The 22,124-nt window shown below is 63.2% G+C and carries 20 protein-coding genes, 1 tRNA gene and 1 pseudogene; 11 read left to right on the top strand and 11 right to left on the bottom strand.

Features of this window, described 5'->3' with window-relative positions; all coding sequences use genetic code 11:
* Positions 1-163 precede the first annotated feature (163 nt).
* The 5 genes from kdgD to ACNHGR_RS04170 all read left to right on the top strand — a co-directional run bounded on the left by kdgD (position 164) and on the right by ACNHGR_RS04170 (position 4,907).
* Entirely contained in the window at positions 164-1,108 is a 945-nt protein-coding gene (kdgD, locus tag ACNHGR_RS04190) for a 5-dehydro-4-deoxyglucarate dehydratase (RefSeq protein WP_184264906.1), read from the top strand.
* Complete coding sequence (locus tag ACNHGR_RS04185) at positions 1,083-2,693, top strand: aldehyde dehydrogenase (NADP(+)) (RefSeq protein ID WP_475284235.1); 1,611 nt, start codon at positions 1,083-1,085, stop codon at positions 2,691-2,693. Before kdgD ends, ACNHGR_RS04185 begins: the two co-directional genes overlap by 26 nt.
* A gap of 55 nt (positions 2,694-2,748) precedes the next feature.
* The gene (locus ACNHGR_RS04180) at positions 2,749-3,183 is read left to right on the top strand and encodes a hypothetical protein (RefSeq protein ID WP_475284234.1); all 435 of its coding nucleotides are present in this window, start codon (positions 2,749-2,751) and stop codon (positions 3,181-3,183) included.
* 9 nt (positions 3,184-3,192) lie between these two features.
* Positions 3,193-4,551 (top strand): glucarate dehydratase, encoded by a 1,359-nt coding sequence (gene gudD / locus ACNHGR_RS04175; protein ID WP_475284233.1) that lies wholly within the window; start codon positions 3,193-3,195, stop codon positions 4,549-4,551.
* A 230-nt stretch (positions 4,552-4,781) separates the two neighbouring features.
* Positions 4,782-4,907, top strand: a complete 126-nt coding sequence (locus tag ACNHGR_RS04170; protein WP_475284232.1) for a hypothetical protein — start codon at positions 4,782-4,784, stop codon at positions 4,905-4,907.
* A gap of 200 nt (positions 4,908-5,107) precedes the next feature.
* Here the strand turns inward: ACNHGR_RS04170 and ACNHGR_RS04165 are convergent.
* Positions 5,108-5,182 (bottom strand) — tRNA-Val (locus ACNHGR_RS04165).
* A 136-nt stretch (positions 5,183-5,318) separates the two neighbouring features.
* On the opposite strand from ACNHGR_RS04165, the gene ACNHGR_RS04160 reads away from it, so the two are divergent.
* On the top strand, positions 5,319-5,447 hold the full coding sequence (locus tag ACNHGR_RS04160; RefSeq protein WP_184264898.1) for an entericidin A/B family lipoprotein: 129 nt from the start codon (positions 5,319-5,321) through the stop codon (positions 5,445-5,447).
* A gap of 41 nt (positions 5,448-5,488) precedes the next feature.
* Here the strand turns inward: ACNHGR_RS04160 and ACNHGR_RS04155 are convergent, their stop codons facing one another.
* Positions 5,489-5,677 (bottom strand): hypothetical protein, encoded by a 189-nt coding sequence (locus tag ACNHGR_RS04155; RefSeq protein WP_184264896.1) that lies wholly within the window; start codon positions 5,675-5,677, stop codon positions 5,489-5,491.
* Between the two features lie 176 nt (positions 5,678-5,853).
* Between ACNHGR_RS04155 and hslV the strand changes: the two genes are divergently transcribed.
* The 3 genes from hslV to ACNHGR_RS04140 all read left to right on the top strand — a co-directional run bounded on the left by hslV (position 5,854) and on the right by ACNHGR_RS04140 (position 10,094).
* Positions 5,854-6,420 carry an ATP-dependent protease subunit HslV gene (gene hslV, locus ACNHGR_RS04150; protein WP_475284231.1) on the top strand — a complete coding sequence of 189 codons (567 nt, stop codon included), beginning with the start codon at positions 5,854-5,856 and terminating at the stop codon, positions 6,418-6,420.
* A 101-nt stretch (positions 6,421-6,521) separates the two neighbouring features.
* A complete protein-coding gene (gene hslU / locus ACNHGR_RS04145; protein ID WP_475284230.1) occupies positions 6,522-7,823 on the top strand; it encodes an ATP-dependent protease ATPase subunit HslU in 1,302 nt (433 codons plus the stop codon).
* 147 nt (positions 7,824-7,970) lie between these two features.
* Complete coding sequence (locus tag ACNHGR_RS04140) at positions 7,971-10,094, top strand: S9 family peptidase (RefSeq protein ID WP_475284229.1); 2,124 nt, start codon at positions 7,971-7,973, stop codon at positions 10,092-10,094.
* 105 nt (positions 10,095-10,199) lie between these two features.
* Here the strand turns inward: ACNHGR_RS04140 and proS are convergent, their stop codons facing one another.
* From proS to phaR, 3 genes are all read right to left on the bottom strand, one after another.
* Positions 10,200-11,726 (bottom strand): proline--tRNA ligase, encoded by a 1,527-nt coding sequence (gene proS, locus ACNHGR_RS04135; RefSeq protein WP_475284228.1) that lies wholly within the window; start codon positions 11,724-11,726, stop codon positions 10,200-10,202.
* Positions 11,727-11,825: 99 nt separating this feature from the next.
* On the bottom strand, positions 11,826-12,167 hold the full coding sequence (locus ACNHGR_RS04130; RefSeq protein WP_475288316.1) for a hypothetical protein: 342 nt from the start codon (positions 12,165-12,167) through the stop codon (positions 11,826-11,828).
* A 4-nt stretch (positions 12,168-12,171) separates the two neighbouring features.
* The gene (phaR, locus tag ACNHGR_RS04125; protein ID WP_184264885.1) at positions 12,172-12,759 is read right to left on the bottom strand and encodes a polyhydroxyalkanoate synthesis repressor PhaR; all 588 of its coding nucleotides are present in this window, start codon (positions 12,757-12,759) and stop codon (positions 12,172-12,174) included.
* Here phaR and ACNHGR_RS04120 point away from each other — a divergent pair.
* Entirely contained in the window at positions 12,758-13,846 is a 1,089-nt protein-coding gene (locus tag ACNHGR_RS04120) for an alpha/beta hydrolase (RefSeq protein ID WP_475284227.1), read from the top strand. The genes phaR and ACNHGR_RS04120 overlap by 2 nt on opposite strands.
* A gap of 48 nt (positions 13,847-13,894) precedes the next feature.
* Positions 13,895-15,067, top strand: a complete 1,173-nt coding sequence (locus ACNHGR_RS04115) for an acetyl-CoA C-acetyltransferase (protein ID WP_475284226.1) — start codon at positions 13,895-13,897, stop codon at positions 15,065-15,067.
* A 60-nt stretch (positions 15,068-15,127) separates the two neighbouring features.
* Here the strand turns inward: ACNHGR_RS04115 and ACNHGR_RS04110 are convergent, their stop codons facing one another.
* The 6 genes and pseudogenes from ACNHGR_RS04110 to ACNHGR_RS04085 all read right to left on the bottom strand — a co-directional run bounded on the left by ACNHGR_RS04110 (position 15,128) and on the right by ACNHGR_RS04085 (position 22,058).
* Positions 15,128-16,717 (bottom strand): MFS transporter, encoded by a 1,590-nt coding sequence (locus ACNHGR_RS04110; protein WP_475284225.1) that lies wholly within the window; start codon positions 16,715-16,717, stop codon positions 15,128-15,130.
* Between the two features lie 484 nt (positions 16,718-17,201).
* A complete protein-coding gene (gene istB / locus ACNHGR_RS04105) occupies positions 17,202-17,969 on the bottom strand; it encodes an IS21-like element ISSsp5 family helper ATPase IstB (protein WP_063142326.1) in 768 nt (255 codons plus the stop codon).
* A complete protein-coding gene (gene istA, locus ACNHGR_RS04100; RefSeq protein ID WP_011950768.1) occupies positions 17,966-19,459 on the bottom strand; it encodes an IS21 family transposase in 1,494 nt (497 codons plus the stop codon). The genes istB and istA overlap by 4 nt, the downstream gene beginning before the upstream one ends.
* Positions 19,460-19,556: 97 nt before the next feature.
* Positions 19,557-19,784, bottom strand: a pseudogene (locus tag ACNHGR_RS04095) (methylmalonyl-CoA mutase family protein); the annotation flags it as partial.
* A 179-nt stretch (positions 19,785-19,963) separates the two neighbouring features.
* Positions 19,964-20,416 (bottom strand): methylmalonyl-CoA epimerase, encoded by a 453-nt coding sequence (mce, locus tag ACNHGR_RS04090; protein WP_475284224.1) that lies wholly within the window; start codon positions 20,414-20,416, stop codon positions 19,964-19,966.
* 109 nt (positions 20,417-20,525) lie between these two features.
* Positions 20,526-22,058, bottom strand: coding sequence for an acyl-CoA carboxylase subunit beta (locus tag ACNHGR_RS04085; RefSeq protein WP_475284223.1), 1,533 nt, complete (start codon positions 22,056-22,058; stop codon positions 20,526-20,528).
* Positions 22,059-22,124 lie beyond the last annotated feature (66 nt).

Below are 22,124 nucleotides of genomic sequence, written 5' to 3'. Positions count from 1 at the left end.
TCCGTTTCCTGATCAAGGCTCCACATGACGCTGAACCAGCCGATTTCGGTAAACCGGGGATCGAGGATGCGCCAGACGGCTTGCCCTGACCGGACCGCAAATTTCAATTCAGGCTTTTCCGGTCGACCGGCAAGGCACCTATCAGGAAAGTTTCCAGACCATCATGACCATGATGACGCCGCAGGAGATGGGGAAGCTGATCGGCCAAGGCCTTCTGACCTTCCCTGTGACGCATTTCGATGCAGACAATCAATTCGACGAAACGCCGTTTCGCGAACATTGCGCATGGATGTTGGAACATGATGTCGTCGCCCTGTTCGCGGCGGGCGGCACCGGCGAATTCTTCTCCCTCACCCCGAATGAGGTGAACAACGTGGTCCGCGCGGCGGTCGACGAAACCGCGGGCAAGGTTCCGGTGATTGCGGGCGTCGGCTATGGCACGGCGATGGCCATCGAACTGGCGCAGGCGGCCGAGCGCGCCGGCGCCGACGGCATCCTGCTGCTGCCCCCCTATCTGGTCGGCTCCAAGCAGGAAGGCCTTGCCGCCCATATCGAGGCGGTCTGCAAGTCCGTTTCCATCGGCGTCATCCAGTATAACCGCGCCAACGCCCAGATCCACGAGGATGAACTGGCCCGCATCGCGGATCGTTGCCCCAATCTGGTCGGCTTCAAGGATGGGGTCGGCGACCTGGAACTGATGATGCGCGTCTATGCCAAACTGGGCGATCGCCTGACCTATATCGGCGGCCTGCCCACGGCGGAAACCTTCGCCATGCCCTATCTCGAAATGGGCGTGACCACCTATTCGTCGGCCATCTACAATTTCATGCCGGAATGGGCGGTTGATTTCTACAAAGCGGTTCGCGCCAAGGATCACGCCGCGGTGATGACGGGCCTGAACGAATTCGTCCTGCCCTATCTGAAGGTCCGTGATGCAGGCCGTGGCTATGCCGTCTCCATCGTGAAGGCCGGCCTAAAGTCGGTTGGCCGCCCGGCCGGACATGTCCGCTTGCCGCTGACCGACCTCAATGAAGCCGAGCAGGCAGAACTGGACGCGCTGATTGCCAGGGCCAATGCGCCTTATGTCGAGGCTCGCCGTGCTGCCTGAAGCGGGTCGCCCCACCGGTGAGATGATCATCGGGGCCAGTGCCGTACGCGGCACTGGCCAGGTGATCCATGCGTTCAACCCGGCTACCGGGGAAAGGATGGAGCCGGCTTTCCCCGGCGCCACGCCGTGCGACGTCGATCGGGCCTGCGCGCTTGCCTGGGCCGCCTTCCCTGCCTATCGGGAAACCGGCCTGGAGACGCGCGCCAGCTTCCTCGAAACGATCGCGGAAGAGATCATCGCGCTGGGCGATCCGCTGATCGAACGCGTGATCGCCGAAACCGGCCTGCCCCGTCTCCGTGTAGAGGGCGAGCGTGGCCGCACCTGCGGCCAGTTGCGCCTGTTCGCGCAGGTGGTGCGTGCAGGCGACTTCCTGGATGCCCGCATCGACCCGGCCATGCCGGACCGCGCCCCGCTGCCCCGCGCCGACCTGCGCCTGCGCAACATCGCCCTTGGCCCGGTCGCCATATTCGGCGCATCCAACTTCCCCCTCGCCTTTTCGGTGGCGGGCGGCGACACCGCATCCGCCCTGGCTGCGGGCTGCCCGGTCGTGGTAAAGGCGCATTCCGCCCATCCCGGCACGTCCGCTATGATCGCATCGGCGATCCGCGCGGCGGTCGACAAATGCGGCCTGCCCGAAGGCGTCTTTTCCATGCTGTTCGGCAATGGCAGTGCTATCGGCACGGCACTGGTCGCCGATCGCCGTATCAAGGCGGTCGGTTTTACCGGATCGCAGGGCGGCGGCACGGCATTGATGAAGGTTGCCGCCAGCCGCGCAGAACCGATCCCGGTTTATGCGGAAATGAGCAGCATCAACCCGGTCTTGGTTCTTCCCGGCGCGCTGGCCGCGCGCGGAGAAGCCATCGGCACCGCATTTGCCGCCGCGCTTCAAATGGGCGCCGGGCAATTCTGCACCAATCCGGGCCTGGTCATCGCCCTGGACGGTTCGGACATCGACGCCTTTGTTCGCGGCGCCACCGGCGCGATCGAAGGCGCGGCTGCCCAGACCATGCTGACGGCGGGGATCCACAACGCCTATGCCAGGGGCGTGGACGCGCTGGCGAGCCATGCCGGGGTGTCGACGCTGGGCCGCGGCAAGGAACCGACCGGTCCCAATCAGGCACAGGTCGGCCTGTTCGAGGCCGATGCCGACAGCTTTGCGACCGACCCGGTCCTGCGCGAGGAGGTCTTTGGCGCGACATCCCTTGTGACGCGGGCACGCGATATCGCGCACCTGCGCGAGCTGCTGGAAGGGCTGGAAGGCCAGCTGACCATCTCCATCCATATGGAAGATGCCGATCGAGACGCCGTCGCCCAATTGCTGCCCACCATGGAGATCAAGGCCGGCCGTCTGCTGGTGAACGGTTTCGGCACGGGCGTAGAAGTCAGTCACGCCATGGTCCATGGCGGGCCTTTCCCTGCAACATCGGACAGCCGGACCACATCGGTCGGGACATTGGCGATCCGCCGGTTCCTGCGCCCGGTCTGCTATCAGGACATGCCTGAAGATCTGCTGCCCGAAGCGCTCAAGACGGGCAATCCGCTCGACATCCGGCGCATGACCGATGGGATATTCGGCAAGGCGTGACGGCCTTGCCAAAGCACAGGAACGCATCGCGACAACAGGGGATTCGGAGAGGCAAATGCAATCGATCACGCATCCGATCCGGCCGGGCAACAGCCATGTCTATCACTGGATCGTCGCGATGCTGTTCCTGCGGACGACCATCAATCATGCTGATCGCTCCGCGAGTTCGGTCGCTGGCATGGTCGCCGGCATCATCGGCCGCATCCTGTCCGATCGCCTGATCGCAGCCCGCCATAGCCTGACCTTCAGCCGGAAGCTGCCGGTCATGCTGGCCATGGGCTGTGCCACCGCAATCGTCCTATCCGATGTCACGAACAACCTCACGCTGGTCATCGCGCTGATGGCGCTGTCCTTCTTCGGCAAGGGCATCGGCGCGCCAGGACGGGCGATCATGCGCTACCCCCTCATCGTCGGCCCGACCCAGCGGTTCGTGCTTGCCGAACCCGGCAAGAATGACTGCTCGGCCATTACCTCTGCCACCCACGCCTGAAAGGCTGATATGCTCGACACCATGGAAAACGCTTCGATCGTAACCGGCGCCCCTGTCGTCACGGACATGAAGGTCGTGCCCGTTGCCGGCCGCGACAGCATGCTGCTCAACCTTTCCGGCGCCCATGCCCCCTTTTTCACGCGCAACATCGTCGTCCTGACCGATAGCGCGGGCAATACCGGCGTGGGTGAGGTGCCCGGCGGCGAAAAGATCCGCCAGACGCTGGACGATGCGCGCGACCTGATCGTGGGCCAGGGCATCGGCACCTATGCCAATGTGCTGAACAGGATGCGGTCCACATTTGCCGACCGGGATTCGGGCGGCCGTGGCCTCCAGACCTTCGACCTGCGCATTACCATCCACGCTGTGACCGCCGTCGAAAGCGCCATGCTCGACCTGCTGGGTCAGCATCTGGGCGTGCCCGTCGCGGCGCTGCTGGGCGAAGGGCAGCAACGCGACAAGGTCGAGATGCTGGGCTATCTCTTCTTCCTGGGCGACCGCAAAAAGACCGACCTGCCCTATGCCGACGGATCGGACGCAACGGACGACTGGACCCGGCTACGCCATGAAGAGGCGCTGACCCCCGCCACCGTCCGCCGGCTGGCGGAGGCCGCCTACGAACGGTACGGCTTCCGCGATTTCAAGCTAAAGGGCGGCGTGCTGCGCGGCGAAGAGGAAATCGAGGCGGTCACCGCTATCGCCCGCCATTTCCCCGATGCGCGCGTAACGCTGGACCCGAATGGCGCCTGGAGCCTTGAGGAGGCCATCCGCCTGTGCAAGGGCAAGGGCGACGTGCTCGCCTATGCCGAAGACCCCTGCGGCGCGGAAGCCGGCTATTCCGGGCGCGAGATTATGGCCGAATTCCGCCGCGCCACCGGGTTACCGACCGCCACCAACATGATCGCAACCGACTGGCGCCAGATGGCGCACGCGCTGGCGCTGCAATCGGTCGACATACCGCTGGCCGATCCACATTTCTGGACGATGCAGGGTTCCGTACGCGTGGCGCAGACCTGCCGCGACTGGGGCCTGACCTGGGGTTCGCACTCCAACAATCATTTCGATATTTCGCTGGCCATGTTCACCCATGTCGGCGCTGCCGCCCCCGGCAAGGTGACGGCGATCGACACCCACTGGATCTGGCAGGACGGGCAGCATCTGACCAAGGAGCCCTTCAAGATCGAAGGCGGCCTGGTCGCCGTGCCGGACAAGCCGGGCCTGGGGATCGAACTGGACATGGGTGCGGTCGCGGCCGCAAACGAACTGTACAAGAAGCATGGGCTGGGTGCGCGCGACGACGCCGCGGCGATGCAATATCTCGTGTCCGGCTGGACGTTCGACAACAAGACGCCGTGCCTGGTCCGCTGACCGGCCGGCATGTGGGCGGCATGGCTGCAATATGCGCCGCGCCCGGACGTCACCGTGAAGACCGCCGTCTACCAGTATAATCCCAGGAATCTCGACATGGAACGCAACCTCATGTCGGGTGGAAGGGCGCGACCGGCTTCATGGTGCCGTTTGAGCTGAACGATACGCTCCGCTTCGACGGCAAGGCGGGGAATGGCGTCATCGCCTTTTCTATTCCAGCGCCGACATGAATGCCCCCCCTCAACGGCGAGCATCAGTTGCGCGCCGTCTATGGCGGTTGGCCGCTGACCCGGCAAGCCGAGTGGGGCGACAATTTCAGCATGCGCCAGACCGTCCGCAAAGCGGGGGCCGATTGAGCGCGGCGGAAGAGCCATGGGCATGCCATGGCACATCAGCGCGTCCGCCACGATACGCCTCATGTCGCAGCTGGCGGTCATCGCTGCACAGGATAGTACGAACAATTCGAGAGAATTGACGGACGCTCCCGTGCCGTTCTGCGATTTCAGAAAATGCCCGTTGGGACTTCCGCCATTCACCCTCTGATAGCGAGGGAAAATGGTGGGCGCGACAGGGATTGAACCTGTGACCCCACCCGTGTGAAGGGTGTGCTCTACCGCTGAGCTACGCGCCCCCTGTAAGGAGGAGGCGGCCTTTGGCATCGGTGGCGCACCCTGTCAACAACCTCTTATCGATTTGATGCAAAATGCTTTCCCGTTTTGCCGAACGGCGCCTATAAACGGGCATCAATATTGGAAAGTGGAACCTTTATGCGTCAAACCCTTGCGCTGCTGATCGGTAGCCTGCTGCTGACGGCGCTCGCCGCCTGCAACACGGTTCAGGGGGTCGGTCGGGATATCGAATCGGTCGGTCGCGCCGGCAAGGATGCGATGCACTGAGCGGGCGGGCATCAGCCCTCCCCACCCTTACTGCCCCATTCCTACTGAATGACGCGACCGATCACGGTGGCGTTCTTGTTGAGCCGGACGCCATCGCAGTCCGGCTCTCCGCATTCGCAAGCCTCGATCGTATAGCGCACGCCGCACATGACCAGCACGTCCTGATCGAACGAGTAGTTGGAGATACCCGCTCGCTCTACCTTTTCCTGTGCCCTGGCCTTGAGAGACATTATGCGTCCTCGCTTTCGAATAAGGTTGCCGATCATTGGTTGTGCGCTGCACAATGTCAATTGATCGACATTTGTTCCTTAACGATTTGTAAGAATATTGTCGCCGAAATGACACGTTCCGGCGCGGATGTCGCCGCGACTTGCGCGGGACGATGGCGCGTCCCATATGCCGGCCCATGAACGACCAACGCAGCGCCTCCATGCCGGTCTGGCATGGCACCACCATCATGTCAGTCCGCAAGAATGGAAAGGTCGTCGTCGCCGGCGACGGCCAGGTGTCCATGGGTCAGACGGTGATGAAGCCCAATGCCCGTAAGGTGCGCCGCCTGCATGACGGCAGCGTCATCGGCGGTTTCGCCGGCGCCACCGCCGATGCCTTCACCCTGTTCGAACGGCTTGAAGCCAAGCTGGAACGCCATAACGGCCAGTTGATGCGCGCCGCGGTGGAACTGGCGAAGGACTGGCGCACCGACAAATATCTGCGCAATCTGGAAGCGATGATGATCGTCGCGGACAAGGATGTGACGCTGATCCTGACCGGCAATGGCGATGTGCTGGAACCTTTGGGCGGCGTTGCGGCGATCGGCTCGGGCGGCAACTACGCCCTCGCCGCCGCCCGCGCGCTGGTGGAGTATGAGGAAGATGCCGAAACCCTCGCCCGCAAGGCGATGGGCGTGGCGGCGGATATCTGCGTCTACACCAATGATCAGCTGACCATCGAAACGTTGGATAGCGCGAACTAAATTCCCCTCCCGCTTGCGGGAGGGGGTAGGGGAGGGCCTGTTGGCGCTCCTTGATATGCCCTCCCCCGACCCCTCCCTGAAGGGAGGGGAGAAGGACTGAAATGAACGACAACCTGACCCCCAAAGCCATCGTCGCCGCGCTCGACGCGCATATTATCGGCCAGCATGACGCCAAGCGCGCCGTCGCCGTTGCGCTGCGCAACCGTTGGCGCCGCCAGCACCTGCCCGCCGATCTGCGCGATGAGGTGACGCCCAAGAATATCCTGATGATCGGGCCGACGGGCTGCGGCAAGACGGAGATCAGCCGCCGCCTCGCCAAGCTGGCCGACGCCCCCTTCGTCAAGGTCGAGGCCACCAAATTCACCGAGGTCGGCTATGTCGGCCGCGACGTCGAACAGATCGTCCGCGATCTGGTGGAAGAAGCCGTGCGTCTGGAAAAGGACCGCCGCCGCGAGGCCGTGCGCGAAGCCGCGTCCGAAGCCGCCATGGCCCGCCTGCTCGATGCGCTGACCGGCAAGGAGGCGAGCGAGGCCACTCGCCTCTCCTTCCGCCAGAAGATCGAAAACGACCAGATGAACGAGGTCGAGGTCGAGGTCGAGGTCGCCGACAGCCCCTCCATGCCGATGGAGATCCCCGGCATGGGCGGTCAGGTTGGCATGATTAACCTGTCCGACATGATGTCCAAGGCGTTTGGCCAGCAACAGAAGAAGCGTCGCAAGATGCGCGTCGCCGATGCCTGGGACAAGCTGGTCGAGGAAGAGCAGGACAAGCGCCTGGATCAGGACGATGTCGCCCGCGTCGCCATCACCAGCGCGGAACAGAATGGCATCGTCTTCCTGGACGAGATCGATAAGATCGCCGTCAGCGATGTGCGGGGCGGTTCGGTCAGCCGTGAAGGCGTGCAGCGCGACCTGCTGCCCTTGATCGAGGGCACGACCGTCTCAACCAAATATGGTCCGCTCAAAACCGACCATATCCTGTTCATCGCCTCGGGCGCCTTCCATGTGGCGAAGCCCAGCGACCTGCTGCCCGAATTGCAGGGCCGCCTGCCGATCCGTGTCGAACTGAAGGCGCTGACCGAGGAGGATTTCGTCGCGATCCTCTCCGACACCAAGGCCAGCCTTGTGGCGCAATATCGCGCGCTGCTCGCAACCGAGGAAGTCACGATCGACCTGACCCCCGAGGGCATCCGCGCCGTCGCCAAGATCGCGGCCGACGTGAACAGCGAGATCGAGAATATCGGTGCCCGCCGCCTCCAGACGGTGATGGAAAAGCTGCTGGAGGATGTGAGCTTCGAGGCCGAGGACCGCCGCGGCGAAACGCTGGTGATCGACCGCGCCTATGTCGACAGGCAATTGTCGGCCGTGGCGCACGACACCGACCTCAGCAAATATGTGCTGTAACCTTTCTTAGCCCCTCCCTTTCAAGGGAGGGGTTGGGGTGGGTGGCGAGCGGAGCGAGCTTCTGGGCACATTCCGCTCACCAGCAACTTACTTCCCCCCTGCCCGCCATCATGCCAGCCTCCCTCCAGCGATTCGCAGGGAGGAAATATGATCCGCACTTCGGCTTGGCTCTTCGCGGGCCTCGGCATGGCCGCACTGTCTGCCGCGCAGGCACAGCAAGCCCCCAAACCACCCGTCGCGGCGAAGAAGCCGCATGAAGTAAAGGCCCCCTTCGGCGCGACGCGGCAAGACCCCTATTACTGGCTGCGCGACGACACCCGCAAAGACCCGGAGATGCTGGCCTATCTGGCGGCTGAAAATGCCTATGCCGACGCGCTGCTGGCCCCGACCAAGCCGTTGCAGGACAAGCTCTACACCGAAATCACCGGCCGCATTAAGCAGGACGACAGCAGCGTCCCGTACAGGAAGGACGGCTATTATTATTACAGCCGCTTCGAAACCGGCGGCGACTATCCGATCGTCGCCCGGCGCAAGGGCAGCATGGACGCCCCCGAACAAATCCTGCTCGATCAGCCGAAAATGGGCGCGGGCAAGGGCTATTTCGCGATCAGCGGCAAGGAAGTCAGCCCTGACGACAGGCTGCTCGCTTATGCCGAAGATCTGGTCGGCCGCCGTCAATATGTGATCCGCGTCAAGGGAATCGCCGACGACAAGCTGCTGGCCGACGAAATTCCCAATGCCGAACCCGATTTCGCTTGGGCCGACGACAGCAAGACCATCTTCTATGTCGAGAAAGATCCCACCACCCTGCTCGGCAAGCGGGTGAAGGCGCATGTGCTGGGCACCCCCGTCAGCGCCGACCGACTGGTCTATGAAGAGAAGGACGACACCTTCTACATGGGCCTCAGGAAGACGACGTCGGACAAATATATCTGCATCGTGCTGCAATCGACGGTCAGCAATGAGGAGCGCTGCGCGCCCTCCGCAAACCCCGCCACCTTCACTGTGCTCGCCCCGCGTGAACGGGATTTCCTCTACAGCAGCGACAATGTCGGTGGGCAATGGACCATCCGCACCAACTGGCAGGCGCCCAACTACCGACTGATGTCCGTAACGGACGCCGACGCCGCCAAGGGCCGCGCTGCGTGGAAGGACATCGTACCAACCAGCGCCGATGTCTTCATCGAGAATTTCCAGCCCTTCGACAGCTTCCTGGCGATCGAGGAGCGGTCAGGTGGCAACAAGCGGCTGCGCCTGCTGACCAAGACCGGCAAGAGCAGCTTCGTGGAGGCGGACGAACCCGCCTATGCCATGGCGCTCAACATCAATGCCGAAAGCGGCACGCCCTGGGTTCGCTACACCTATGACAGCCTGCGCACGCCGCAGACCACCTATGAGGTGAATGTCGACACCGGCGAGCGCAAGCTGCTGAAGGTCCAGGACGTAAAGGGCTATGACCCCGAAAAATATGTGACCGAGCGCGTCTGGGCGACCGCGCGCGACGGGACGAAGGTGCCCGTCTCGCTCATCTATGCCAAGGGTTTCAAGAAGGACGGTAGCGCCCCGCTTTACCAATATGCCTATGGCAGCTATGGCTATTCGACCGATCCGGCCTTTACGCCGCTTCTGCCCAGCCTGCTCGATCGCGGCGTCGTCTATGCCATCGCCCATATTCGCGGCGGGCAGGAAATGGGCCGCAAATGGTATGATGACGGCCATCTCAAGAATAAGATGAACAGCTTCACCGACTTCATCGACGTGACCCGCGCGCTGGTGGATCAGGGCTATGCGAAGAAGGGCCGGGTCGCGGCCATGGGCGGCAGCGCGGGCGGCCTGCTGATGGGGACCGTCGCCAATATGGCGCCGAAGGATTACAAGCTCATCATCGCACAGGTGCCGTTCGTGGACGTGGTGACGACCATGCTCGATCCCACCATCCCGCTCACCACCGGCGAATATGACGAATGGGGCAATCCCGAACAGAAGCAGTGGTATGATGTGATGCTGGCCTATTCGCCCTACGACCATGTCGAGGCGAAAGCCTATCCCAGCCTGTTCGTGGGCACGGGACTATGGGACAGCCAGGTCCAATATTATGAGCCGACCAAATGGGTGGCCAAGCTGCGCGCGACCAAGACCGATAGCAATCCGCTGGTCTTCCGCATCAATATGGAAGCCGGCCATGGTGGCAAATCCGGCCGCTTCCGCCGCTATCGCGATCAGGCCGAATATAGCGCCTTCGCGCTGGAGCAACTGGGTGTGGTGCAATAGCAACCCAAACCGTTCGCTTCGAGCGAAGTCGAGAAGCGGGAGCCGCCATGCTCGCGTTTCTCGACACGCTCGAAACGAACGGACAACTGATTAAAAGTCAGTAGGTCAGTAGCTGCGACCCACCAGCACGCGTTCCACCGCCGCGCTGCCGGTGAAGATGCACGCGCCGTCGGCTGCTTGCGCATCGGTCGGCACGTTGCGCAGGGTCAGCTTCTCGCCCTTCAGCCACTGCACCACCTTGTCCAGTGCCTCGCCGGTCGGCTTGGCCCATTGCACCAAAGCCCAGCCGGGCTTCTTGCTGGCGTTGAAATAGGCCTTGAGCGCGTCGAGATCGCTGATCGACGTGTCGATATTGCCATCGAGCCGCGCCTTGGCATCGGCAAATAGCGACGACTGGATATGTTCCAGCATAGCGGTCGCCTGCGCCACGAAATCGCCCTTGGCGACGATCTGGCTGTCGAGCTTGCCATCCTCGCGATAGAGGCGATCGCGGCGGATGACCGAGACATTGCCCCCGGCAACGTCACGCCCGCCCACCTCGATCACGATCGGGGCGCCCTTCTTGACCCAGCCCCAGCGCTTGTTCGCGGCCTTGGCCGGGCGCTTGTCGAGCAGCGCGCGCACCGGTTCACGGAACACATCCAGCCCATTCAGCTGATTCACCAGATCGGTGCAATAATCGACGATCGCAGCGTCTTCCTCACTATCGCGCAGCATCGGCACGACCACCACCTGATAGGGCGCGACGCGCGGCGGCACGCGCAGCCCGTCATCATCGCCATGCACCATGATGAGGCCGCCAATCATCCGGGTCGACACGCCCCAACTCGTCGTCTGAGCCAGCTCCTGCTGCCCTTCGGCATTCTGGAACTTGATATTCTGCGCGGAAGAGAAAGTCGTGCCCAGGAAGTGCGAGGTGCCAGCCTGCAACGCCTTGCCGTCCTGCATCATCGCTTCGATCGAATAGGTCGCGACGGCGCCGGGGAAGCGTTCATTCTCCGGCTTCTCACCCGCGACAACGGGCAGTGCCACGCATTCCTCGGCAAAGCTGCGATAGACTTCCAGCATCTTGAGCGTCTCTTCCATCGCCTCGTCGACGGTGGCGTGGGCGGTATGCCCTTCCTGCCACAGAAACTCGGCGGTACGCAGGAACATGCGGGTGCGCATTTCCCAGCGGACGACGTTCGCCCACTGGTTAATCAGCACCGGCAGGTCGCGCCAGCTCTGCACCCAGCGGCTGAAGGCGGCGCCGATCACGGTTTCCGACGTCGGACGGACGACCAGCGGCTCTTCCAGCTTGGCTTCGGGGTCGGGCACCATCTTGCCGTCCTGCTGGATCAGGCGATGATGGGTGACGACCGCCATTTCCTTGGCAAAGCCATCGACATGCTCGGCTTCCTTCTCGAAATAGGAAAGCGGAATGAACAGCGGGAAATAGCAATTTTCATGGCCGGTCGCCTTGATGCGATCGTCCAGCAGCTTCTGGATACGCTCCCAGATGCCATAGCCCCACGGCCGGATGACCATGCAACCGCGCACGCCGCTTTCCTCGGCCATGTCGGCTTCGGTGATGACGGCCTGATACCAGGCGGCGAAATCCTTTTCGCGGGTGACGTTGAGAGCGTGCTTCACGGGGTACGGACCTTGGCTAGAACGGAAAAGAAGAATGGCGCGCCATAGGCCAGACGCGCCATGCCTGTCGACCCCTCCGACGGAGCGATGATGATGGTTTCAGGCGTCCGCGCCCAGTCGCTCCAGCCAGGCCTTCGCCTGCTTGGGTTCGCCGACTGCATCGGCCGCGGCCGGCCCGCGCGTGGCCATGAAATCCTGATGCAGCGCAAAGGGCTCCAGACCCAGCGTATCGCGCATGGCGTCGATTTCGTCCGCCAGTTCCTCCAGCGCCGCGATCACCGGCGCGGTGCGGGCACGGGCGGCCTTGTCCTTCTGATGGTCGAACAGACCCCAGCGCCCTGCGGCGGTCACGCGGAGCGCCGCGATCAGGGCATCGCGATACTCCGCTTCCACTTCTGCGCGGCGGACGTCGAGCCGCTCCAGCCGATCCGCCTTGGCCATCATGTCAGCTCAGCTTGTCGATCTTGGCATTCAGCGCCGCCAGCTGCGCCTTGAGATCACTGATCTCTTCATCCTTGCTGCCTTCCGATGCAGGAGACGGCGTCGGCGTGACCGGCGGGGTCGCGCCCGGCATACCCGGCACGCCATTGCCGAACGCGCTGGCTGCGGCTTCGAACATCTGCATGTTGCGCTTGGCGATCTCGGCCAGCGGGCCACCGCCAAAGGCACCCTTCATGGCTTCCTGGAACTGCTGCTGGTTCTTGCGAAACGCGTCCATCGACGCTTCCAGATATTGCGGCACCATCGACTGCATCGAATCGCCGTACATGGCGATCAGCTGACGCAGGAAATTGACGGGCAACATGTTCTTGCCACGCTGTTCTTCTTCCATGATGATCTGGGTCAGGACATTATGGGTAATGTCCTCGCCGGTCTTGGCGTCCACCACCACGAACTCGCGTCCTTCGCGCGTCATCTGCGACAAAAGGTCCAGCGTGATATAGCTCGAAGTTTCGGTATTATAGAGCCGCCTGTTGGCGTACTTCTTGATGACGACCGGTTCCGATTCATTAGCGGTCTTTGATTTGGCCATGGATTCCTCTCCCACACCTGCACATATCGCATTAGCACAAGGCGATGCCGCACCGCAACATGGGCCGCGGCCTTTACCCCTTTTTCTCAATATTTTATGGCGCGAAACGGAGGATGATGCCGAACTTCGGCGCCGTGCTTTCCTGGGCCTGCGCAAATATCAGGATGCGGTGCGCCCGCCCGCGCCGCCGCCAGCCCGCTGCGTCGCGGCCGCAGGCGCCGCCAGATTGCTGCAACATGGTGCGGAAAATGGCCGCAATCCCGTGGTGTTCGTGCCATCGCTCATCAATCCGCCGCAGGTGCTCGACCTGTCGGAAAGCCGATCCTTGCTGCGCCACATGGGTGCAGCAGGGCATGATGCCTATCTGGTCGACTGGGGGCAGCCGGCCCCGGACGACGCGATGCTCGGTCTGGACGGCCATGTCACGGATCGGCTGCTGCCCCTGCTTGCCGCCCTGCCCCGGCCACCGATCCTGGTGGGCTATTGCCTGGGGGGCAGCCTGGTCCTGGGCGCCGCCGCATTGCGCCCATTTCCAGCCGTCGCCACCATTGCGGCACCCTGGCGGTTCGATGCTTTTTCCACGGCCGATCTCGATCTCATCGCCGGCCTGTGGCGCGGTGCGAAACCGATGTGCGAACGGATCGGCTATGTCCCGATGGAGGTGCTACAATCGGGTTTCTGGGCGATGGACCCGGCGCGCACCATCCGCAAATATGCCGCCTTCGCCGATATGGCACCGGGGTCCGATGCCGAACGCGCGTTCCTCGCGGTGGAGGATTGGGCGAATGGCGGGGCGCCGCTGACCTATGCTGCGGGGCGCGACCTGTTCGATCATTTCTACGCCGGCAATGTCAGCGGCGCCGGGCGCTGGCAGGTCGCCGGCCGCAATATCAATCCTGCCGCCCTGCCCTGCCCGACCCTCTCCATCGTCTCGACCAGCGATCGCATCGTGCCCGCCGCGGCCGGTCCTCGCTTGCGCGAAGAGCGCAGTTTCTCGCTCGGCCATGTCGGCATGGTGGTGGGGGGGCGTGCCCGCGAAATGCTGTGGGAACCTCTCTCCCTTTGGCTTTCCACCCATGGCGGTTGATGTTATGTGCACCTGCGAAAACAACCACTGGAATTGAGGATCAGGCCTTTGTCAGACATCGTGATTACCGCCGCGAAGCGTACCGCCGTTGGCAGCTTCATGGGCGCTTTCGGTTCGACCCCTGCGCACGAACTGGGCCGTCAGGCGATCATCGCCGCGCTCGCGCAGGCCGGCGTCGCGCCGGAGGAAGTGGACGAAGTGATTCTGGGCCAGGTGCTTGCCGCCGGGCAGGGCCAGAACCCCGCGCGTCAGGCAGCGGTCAATGCCGGCATTCCGGTGGAGCGGACGGCGATCGGCCTCAACCAGCTTTGCGGTTCGGGCCTGCGCGCCGTGGCGCTTGCGGCGCAGGCGATCCGCGCTGGCGACGCCAGCATCATGGTGGCCGGCGGGCAGGAAAGCATGTCGCTCGCCCCGCACGCCCAATATCTGCGCGCCGGTGCCAAGATGGGGCCGGTCACGCTGATCGACACGATGATCCATGACGGCCTGACCGACGCCTTCAACAATTATCATATGGGCATCACCGCCGAAAATCTGGCCGAAAAATATCAGATCAGCCGCGAAGCGCAGGATGAATTCGCGGTCGCCAGCCAGAACAAGGCCGAAGCAGCGCGTGCCGCCGGCCGCTTCGCCGACGAAATCGTGCCGGTCACGATCAAGGGGCGCAAGGGCGACACGATCGTCGATCAGGACGAATATATCCGTGCCGGCGCCACGATCGAAGCGATGCAGGGCCTGCGCCCCGCCTTCAAGAAGGACGGCAGCGTGACCGCCGGCAATGCCAGCGGTATCAATGACGGCGCCGCCGCGCTCGTGCTGATGACCGCCGATGCCGCTGCCAAGCGCGGCGCCACCATCCTTGGCCGCATCGCCGGCTTTGCGACCTGCGGCGTCGACCCGGCGATCATGGGCATCGGCCCCGCTCCGGCCAGCCGCAAGGCGCTGGAAAAGGCGGGCTGGTCGGTCGCGGACCTCGACCTGATCGAAGCCAATGAAGCCTTTGCCGCACAGGCGCTGGCCGTGGGCAAGGAACTGGGCTTCGATCCTGCAAAGCTGAACGTGAATGGCGGTGCGATCGCCATCGGCCATCCGATCGGCGCATCGGGCGCCCGCGTCCTCACCACCCTGCTCTATGAAATGGGCAAGCGCGACGCGAAGAAGGGCCTCGCCACCCTGTGCATCGGCGGCGGCATGGGCGTCGCCATGTGCATCGAGCGCTGATCGCCAACTGAGACTTTGGAAAAGCCGCCGGTCGAAAGATCGGCGGCTTTTTCATGCCCATCAGGCGTCGAGCGAACGATCCTTCGTCTCCGGCAGCGCGATCAGGCAGGTCGCCAGCGCCAGCGCCACGATCGCCAGCGTATACCACAGGCCCGCATGGGGATCGCCCGTCCGCGCCACGATATATTGGCTGACCAGCGGCAGGAAACCGCCGAAATAGCCGGTCCCGACATGATAGGGCATCGACAGCGAGCTATAGCGGATGCGCGCCGGGAAATATTCGGACAGCAACGCCGCAACCGGTCCATAGGTCGCGCCCGATAGCGTCCAGAGTAGCAGCAGCGCGGCAAAGACCATCATCGCGCGCGGCCAGTCCGGCGTCACCGCGCCGAAATCATAGCCCTGCTGCGCCAGCGCCGCATCCAGTCCTTCGCCGCTCAGGTCCGCTACCGCGACCCCACCGATCGCCACCGCCGGCGCTGCGCCCTCATGCTTGTCATAGGGGATGCCGCGCTTGGAAAAATGGTCGAGCAGCTTGCCGCAAGCGGTCGGCTGCACTTTGGCGAAAGGATCGAAATGGCAATCGGGGCCGCTTACCATCACCGGCGCCCGTTTCGCTGCCTGCGTCAGCCCCGGATTGGCGATGACGCCCATGAACTGATAGAGCGGCAGCGCGAGCAGCAGCACCAGCGCATAGCCGATCACGATCGGCTTCTTCCGCCCGATCCGGTCCGACAGCCAGCCGAAGAAGATGAAGGCGCCCATGCCGACAAAGGCGCTGCCGCCGACCAGAAGCTGCGCGATACCCGGCGCGACGTGCAGCCCGTTCTGAAGGAAATAGAGCGCCTGGAACATCACCGTATAGGCGATCACGGTAAAGCCCGCCGCGATACCGATCATCGCCACGAACATCCGCTTCATGTTGCCGGGCGCGGTAAAGGCTTCCCGGATCGGGTTCTTCGCCTGCGCGCCAGCCTTCTTCATCGCCAGGAACACCGGGCTTTCGCGCAGCATCAGGCGCATCCACAGCGAGATCGCCAGCAGCGCCAGCGAAAAGACGAAGGGGATGCGCCATCCCCAGGCGTCCCACACTGCCTTGCCGACGATCGCCTGCGTACCGACGACCACGATCAGCGACAGGATGAAGCCGCCGATCACGCCTGCCTGGATGAAGCTGGTATAGAAGCCGCGCTTGCCCGGCGGGGCATGTTCCGCGACATAGATGGCCGCTCCGCCATATTCGCCGCCCAGCGCCAGCCCCTGCCCGATCCGGAGCGCGATCAGGATGATTGGTGCCGCGACGCCGATGCTGGCGGCCGACGGGGTGAGGCCCACGCCCGCCGTCGCCAGCCCCATCAGGATGATCGTGGCCAAAAACGTATATTTGCGTCCCAGCCGGTCGCCCAGATAGCCGAACAGCACCGCGCCGATCGGCCGAAACGCAAAGCCGATGGCAAAGCCCGCCAGCGTATAGAGCAGTTCGACGGTCGGATTGTCGGTCGGGAAGAAGGTCCGCCCGATGATCGGCGCCAGCACGCCATAGATATAGAAATCATACCATTCGAACACGGTGCCGAGCGCCGAAGCGGTAATGACCAACCGGTCCCGCTTCGCATCCATCACATAGGCATCGCCCACCGCCGCCGTCATCCTGCCCCCAAAGCTCACATCGTTAACGCACAGATCATGCCGCGAACCGAAGCGGCAGGACAGCCCCAACATCGCCTGTCGCCATCTTTCCCTTTCCGCCTATGATGGCATGATGGGGAGGATCGAACTTATGGACCGAATTGGCCGGATCGAGCGGATCGGCAAACGACCTCCGCGCTTCGCGGTCTACGCCCTTTTGCTGATCCTGATCCTGTCGCCCTTGCTGGCTTTGCTCTGGATGACGGCCGTGCCGGGACGCTCTCATGACGGACCGCTCCCCCCGCTTACGCCGCACCAAATGCATATCGCCGATCGGCTCCGCGACCATGTCGCGATCATCGCCCGAAAGCCGCACAACGCCTGTCAACGGCGGAGCAAAAGTCGGCCATTCGGCGGCGTAAAACCAGGCCATCGTGTTACATGCCGGGGGGAGTGGCGTGAGGGCGTAGCCCGAGGGCCACTCCCCCCGGCATTGGTGTAATTTTCAGGGTCTGGTTTTGGCCTTGCGGGCCCGGCTGTGCGCGAGGCGATAGCTTTCGCCGTTCATCTCGAGGATGCTGACGTGATGGGTCAGGCGATCGAGGAGCGCGCCTGTGAGACGCTCAGATCCGAAGGTTTCGGTCCATTCGTCGAAGGGCAGGTTGCTGGTGATGAAGGTGGAGCCGCGTTCGTAACGCTGGGAGATCAGCTCGAACAACAGTTCGGCGCCGGTCTTGGAGAGCGGCACAAAGCCCAGTTCGTCGATGATGAGCAGCTTGTATCCGGCCATCTGCTTCTGGAAGCGCAGAAGACGGCGCTCGTCGCGGGCCTCCATCATTTCGCTGACCAGCGCTGCCGCGGTGGTGAAGCCCACCGACAGTCCTTTCTGGCATGCTGCCAGTCCGAGCCCCAACGCTACGTGCGTCTTTCCGGTGCCTGATGGCCCCAGAGCGATGGCGTTCTCACGCCGCTCGATCCACTCGCAGCGCGCCATCTCGAGCACCTGCATCTTGTTGAGCCTGGGGATGGCGGCGAAGTCGAAGCTGTCGAGGCTTTTGACGGCGGGGAAGCGCGCGGCCTTGATGCGCCGCTCGACCATGCGACGCTCCCTGTCGATCATTTCCATCTCGACGAGGCGGGCGAGGAAGCGGATATGATCGACGCCTTCAGCGGCACATTGCCGCGAGAGATTGTGATGCTCACGCAGGCACGTAGGCAGCTTGAGCGCCTTGAGATGGTGAGCGAGAAGGATCTCCGGGGCCTGATCGCTCATGCGGCCTCCTGCCGGTCGGAGAGCAGGCTCAGATAGGCTCTGGCAAAGGTCTTCTCGACCGTGGTGCGTGGCAGGAAGGGATAGACGTCCAGGTCCAGCCTGGGCGGTACGCGTTCGATCCGGCACAGGACGAGGTGCTTGACGGCATCGAAGCCGATGGCGCCAAGATCGATGGCCTGTTCGACCGCCGCCTGGAGATCGGCGAGGGTGAACGTTTCCAGCAGGCGCAGTACCTGCACATATTCGCGCCTGCCATGTTTGTGCATGCGCCCTTCCATCAACCGCTGCAGTGTCGTGAACGCTTCGGGCAGGTCCCAGCCCTGCAAAGGCGCAGCCTGGTCGAATGCGTTGATCTTCTGCTCGATCAGCGGGAGATAATGGAGCGGGTCGAAGACAACCTCCTCGCGGGCATAGCAACGAGGATGACGGGCGATGACTTCGCTGCGGCAGCCGATCACCACCTCATCGACATAGGCCCTGATCCAGACCTCCTGATGGCCCCAGGCCACCGGAACCGAATAATCGTTGGTCCTGTAGCGCACCAGGGATTGCGAGGAGACCCGCCCGCCTTTCTGATCGCAGGCCTCGAAGGGTGTAGCGGGCAGAGGCTGCATGGCCGCGAGATCGCGCTGCAGCCGCTCACCGATCGTCTCGCTCTGCCCGCGCACCTTGTCCTGCTGGCGCTTGCGGCATTGCTCCTCCAGCCACAGGTTGAACGCCTCCCAGGTCGGGAACTTCGGGATCGGCACCATGAAGTTGCGCCGGCAATAGCCTACCAGCCCCTCCACATTGCCTTTCTCGTTCCCCTTGCCCGGGCGAGCATAGCGGTCGCGGATCACGTAATGTGACAGGAAAGCGCTGAACAGCGTGGCACGCTGCCGCGTGCCGTCGGGCAGGATCTTCGTCACAAGGCAGCGATCGTTGTCATAGACGATCGAGCGCGGTACCGCGCCGAAAAACGCGAAGGCATGCACGTGTCCGTCCACCCAGGCCTCCGCCACCGCCGCCGGATAGGCCCGCACATAGCAGGCATCACTGTGCGGCAGATCGAGCGCGAAGAAGTAGGCCTTCTGCTCCACCCCGCCGATCTCCACCAGCGCTTCCCCGAAATCGGCCTGCGCATCTCCCGCAGGGTGCGCCAGCGGCACGAACATCTCCCGGCTGCGCTGTTCGCGCTCCCGGATGTAATCCTTGATGATCGTATAGCCGCCGGTGAAACCATGCTCGGTGCGCAAACGGTCGAATACCCGCTTCGCCGTATGGCGTTGCTTGCGCGGGACACTGCGGTCACCCTCAAGCCATCCATCAATGATCGCCACAAACCCGTCCAGCTTCGGGCGCTGCGGTACGGACTGGCGCCGGTAACCCGGCGGCGATGAAAACGACAGCATCTTGCGTACCGTTTCGCGCGACACATTGAAACGCTTCGCCGCCGCCCGTTGGCTCATGCCATCCGCGCAAGCCAGACGGACCTGAAGATAAAGTTCCACGCTGTAGATCCCCACACCTCCCTGACTCGGCAGAAAGGCTTCAAGGTGGACGACTTTTACGCCGCCCGCAGCAGGACTATCCCGCCGCTACCGTGGTCGAATATTGCTCCGCCGTTCTCATCCAGGGGCGTCCCGCATACATGGAGGCGCGCACGCCGCGCGTGAACGGCGCAAAACCCGGCAGGCCCGGATCGACGCTGACGTCATCGGCCGTGTAAAGCGGCTTTACCGTGATACCTTCCGGGGTATCCCAGTTCAGATCCTTGCCCTTCACTTCCTTGGCGGCAGCGGCGGCCCACTGGTCCAATGTCGGCTTGTCGGTCATCTTTGCTCTACCCCAGCTTCTACCCCCTCCCGCAAGCGGGAGAGGCAACGAGACTTAGGACCGCACAGCGGGCCTTAGTCGCAGTGGCGAGGGTCTTTCGCTACCCATCCCCTCACCAACTTCGCCTAGGCGGGCAAGCCGCCAAGGCTTCATATCCTCTCCCGCTTGCGGGAGAGGCGTTAATGCGCAGCGCCCTTCGGCGTCTCCATGATCTCGGTCAGCACCCCGTTCATGTCCCTGGGGTGGACGAAGAAGATCGGCGTGCCATGGGCGCCGATGCGCGGTTCGCCCAGTATCTTCTTGCCCAGTCCCTCGAACCAGGCTTTCGCTTCCATGATATCGGGCACTTCATAGCACATATGATGCTGCCCGCCGGCCGGGTTCTTCGCGATGAAACCGTGGATCGGGCTGTTCTCGCCCAGCGGCTCGATCAGTTCTATCTGCGTGCCCGCCGTTGGTCCATTCGGGCCATGCTCGCCCGGCGTATCGACGAAGCACACCTTCACGCCCTGCGCTGGCAGGTCGAAGGGTTCGTGCGTCAGCGTCGCGCCCATGACGTCGCGATAATAGGCCAGGCTCGCCTCCAGCGAAGGCGTGGCGATGCCGATATGGTTGAGACGGCCGAGTTTCATGGCTTCACCTATTATGTCATCCCAGCGAAGGCTGGGATCTTATGCCTTAACAGACCAGACGAGCCGCCCAAGATCCCAGCCTTCGCTGGGATGACGACCTTTCAGGCCGTCACAGCGGAATATTGTCGTGCTTCTTCCAGGGGTTTTCCAGCGCCTTGTTCTTGAGCTTGCGCAGGCCCAGCGCGATCCGCTTGCGCGTCGAATGCGGCTGGATCACCTCATCGATGAAGCCCTTGCTCGCCGCCACGAAGGGGTTGGCGAAGCGCGTTTCATACTCAGCCGTCTTCTGCGCAATCTCTTCCGGCGTCTTGCCGCGGAAGATGATCTCGACCGCGCCCTTGGCCCCCATCACCGCGATCTCGGCGGTCGGCCAGGCATAGTTGAGGTCGCCGCGCAGATGCTTGGACGACATGACGTCATAGGCGCCGCCATAAGCCTTGCGGGTGATGACGGTGATCTTCGGCACGGTCGCCTCGGCATAGGCGAACAGCAGCTTGGCGCCATGCTTGATGATGCCGCTATGCTCCTGCGCGGTACCCGGCAGGAAGCCCGGCACGTCGACAAAGGTCACGATCGGAATCTCGAACGCATCGCAGAAGCGCACGAACCGCCCGGCCTTCTTGGACGAATTGATGTCCAGCACGCCCGCCAGCACCATCGGCTGATTGGCGATGATGCCCACGGTCTTGCCCTCGATCCGGCCGAAACCGCAGAGGATATTGCCGGCATGGGCGGGCTGCACCTCGAAGAAATCGCCCTCGTCCACCACCTTGCGGATGACTTCGTGCATGTCATAGGGCTGGTTGGCGTTGGCGGGGATGACCGTGTCCAGGCTGTCCTCGATCCGGTCCCACGGGTCCGCGCTCGGCCGCTCCGGCACCGGTTCCTTGTTGGAAGCCGGCAGGAAGTCCACGAAATCGCGCACGGCCAGCAGCGCCTCGATATCATTGTCGAACGCCACGTCCGCCACGCCCGACTTGGTCGTATGCGTTACTGCGCCGCCCAGTTCCTCCTGCGTCACCACCTCGTTGGTGACGGTCTTGACCACGTCCGGCCCGGTCACGAACATGAAGCTCGAATCCTTCACCATGAAGATGAAGTCGGTCATCGCCGGCGAGTAAACCGCACCGCCCGCGCACGGCCCCATGATCACGCTGATCTGCGGCACCACGCCCGAAGCCAGCACATTGCGCTGGAAAATCTCCGCATAGCCGCCCAGCGAGGCGACACCTTCCTGAATACGCGCACCGCCCGAGTCATTCAGCCCGATCACCGGCGCGCCGACCTTCAGCGCCATATCCATGATCTTGCAGATCTTCATCGCGTGCCGTTCCGACACCGCGCCGCCATAGACGGTGAAATCCTGGCTGAATACGAACACCAGCCGGCCGTTGACCGTGCCCGATCCGGTAACGACGCCGTCGCCCGGAATATGCTGCTCGTCCATGCCGAAATCGATGCAATTATGCTCGACATACATGTCCAGCTCTTCAAAGCTGTCCTCGTCCAGCAGCACGTTCAGCCGTTCGCGCGCGGTCAGCTTGCCCTTGGCATGCTGCGCGTCGATCCGGCGCTGGCCGCCGCCCATCCGCGCGGCTTCGCGCTTGGCTTCCAGCTGTTCGATGATGGCGAGCTTCGACATGTAAGGCTTCTCTCCGGTTCAGGCGAACGGTTGTTATGCCACTCCCCTACCCAGCCTCATGCAAAG

The sequence above is a fragment of the Sphingobium sp. RS1 genome (assembly GCF_056156825.1).
Note: the sequence above shows the minus strand (reverse complement) of the source record. Positions and strands in the feature narration are given on the sequence as shown.

What these genes read in the sequence shown, in the direction of transcription:
- ACNHGR_RS04130 (WP_475288316.1), bottom strand. Translation starts at nt 12,167, where the DNA reads ATGGCCAAGGCGGATCGGCTGGAGCGGCTCGACGTCCGCCGCGCAGAA.
- phaR (WP_184264885.1), bottom strand. Translation starts at nt 12,759, where the DNA reads ATGGCCAAATCAAAGACCGCTAATGAATCGGAACCGGTCGTCATCAAG.
- ACNHGR_RS04110 (WP_475284225.1), bottom strand. Translation starts at nt 16,717, where the DNA reads ATGACGGCGGCGGTGGGCGATGCCTATGTGATGGATGCGAAGCGGGAC.
- ACNHGR_RS04185 (WP_475284235.1), top strand. Translation starts at nt 1,083, where the DNA reads ATGTCGAGGCTCGCCGTGCTGCCTGAAGCGGGTCGCCCCACCGGTGAG.
- ACNHGR_RS04160 (WP_184264898.1), top strand. Translation starts at nt 5,319, where the DNA reads ATGCGTCAAACCCTTGCGCTGCTGATCGGTAGCCTGCTGCTGACGGCG.
- ACNHGR_RS04140 (WP_475284229.1), top strand. Translation starts at nt 7,971, where the DNA reads ATGATCCGCACTTCGGCTTGGCTCTTCGCGGGCCTCGGCATGGCCGCA.
- istB (WP_063142326.1), bottom strand. Translation starts at nt 17,969, where the DNA reads ATGAGCGATCAGGCCCCGGAGATCCTTCTCGCTCACCATCTCAAGGCG.
- ACNHGR_RS04085 (WP_475284223.1), bottom strand. Translation starts at nt 22,058, where the DNA reads ATGTCGAAGCTCGCCATCATCGAACAGCTGGAAGCCAAGCGCGAAGCC.
- kdgD (WP_184264906.1), top strand. Translation starts at nt 164, where the DNA reads ATGACCATGATGACGCCGCAGGAGATGGGGAAGCTGATCGGCCAAGGC.
- gudD (WP_475284233.1), top strand. Translation starts at nt 3,193, where the DNA reads ATGCTCGACACCATGGAAAACGCTTCGATCGTAACCGGCGCCCCTGTC.
- ACNHGR_RS04155 (WP_184264896.1), bottom strand. Translation starts at nt 5,677, where the DNA reads ATGTCTCTCAAGGCCAGGGCACAGGAAAAGGTAGAGCGAGCGGGTATC.
- hslU (WP_475284230.1), top strand. Translation starts at nt 6,522, where the DNA reads ATGAACGACAACCTGACCCCCAAAGCCATCGTCGCCGCGCTCGACGCG.
- ACNHGR_RS04170 (WP_475284232.1), top strand. Translation starts at nt 4,782, where the DNA reads ATGCCCCCCCTCAACGGCGAGCATCAGTTGCGCGCCGTCTATGGCGGT.
- mce (WP_475284224.1), bottom strand. Translation starts at nt 20,416, where the DNA reads ATGAAACTCGGCCGTCTCAACCATATCGGCATCGCCACGCCTTCGCTG.
- ACNHGR_RS04180 (WP_475284234.1), top strand. Translation starts at nt 2,749, where the DNA reads ATGCAATCGATCACGCATCCGATCCGGCCGGGCAACAGCCATGTCTAT.
- hslV (WP_475284231.1), top strand. Translation starts at nt 5,854, where the DNA reads ATGAACGACCAACGCAGCGCCTCCATGCCGGTCTGGCATGGCACCACC.
- ACNHGR_RS04120 (WP_475284227.1), top strand. Translation starts at nt 12,758, where the DNA reads ATGGATTCCTCTCCCACACCTGCACATATCGCATTAGCACAAGGCGAT.